This is a genomic window from Pseudarthrobacter sp. CC12, assembly GCF_039907755.1.
In the GTDB taxonomy this organism is placed as follows: domain Bacteria; phylum Actinomycetota; class Actinomycetes; order Actinomycetales; family Micrococcaceae; genus Arthrobacter; species Arthrobacter niigatensis.
The window spans coordinates 1-581 of sequence record NZ_JARDJH010000106.1 but is presented as its reverse complement, the minus strand read 5'-3'; the positions used below and the strand labels follow the sequence as shown (position 1 = coordinate 581).

Below are 581 nucleotides of genomic sequence, written 5' to 3'. Positions count from 1 at the left end.
CCAGCACGCCTGACACACCATGACGGGCCAGCACGCTTTCCGCACTGTCACGGCAGAAGAACTCGCCATAGCGTGGCACCGCGCCGCACTGGTGGACGTCCGCAGCCGGGAGGAACACGCCACCGCGCATGTTCCGGGGAGCCTGAACATTCCCCTGGATGAACTGCCCTCCCGGCTCGCGGACCTGCCCAACACCACCATCTACCTGCTGTGCGGATCAGGGAAACGCAGCAGCCAGGCCGCACGGATCCTCACCGACCGCGGATACACCGCGGTCAACGTGGCCGGCGGAATCACCGAGTGGTACCGGGCTGGCCACCCTGTCACCTATCAACATGCCCCCGAAGACCAGCCTCCGGCGGCCAGGAACCGTGTCGTCACAGGTCTCCTGCACCTGCTCCCCAGGCCGTTCCACAGGAAGAGAACCTAGGCCGCAGTGCACTTGCGTGATACCCCCGGGGGTATCTATACTGATTGCAGAACAACCTTCCAATCCCCTTTCAACTGAAGGAGAGCACCAGATGCTTATCGAGCGCATTTACGACGAAGACCTCGCCCAGGCCAGCTACCTGATCGGCTGC

Annotated in this window: 1 protein-coding gene; it reads left to right on the top strand. The window is 63.3% G+C overall.

Annotation, left to right across the window (positions count from 1 at the left end; genetic code table 11):
- Positions 1–19: 19 nt before the first annotated feature.
- Positions 20–430, top strand: coding sequence for a rhodanese-like domain-containing protein (locus PV772_RS23060; RefSeq protein ID WP_347887713.1), 411 nt, complete (start codon positions 20–22; stop codon positions 428–430).
- Positions 431–581 lie beyond the last annotated feature (151 nt).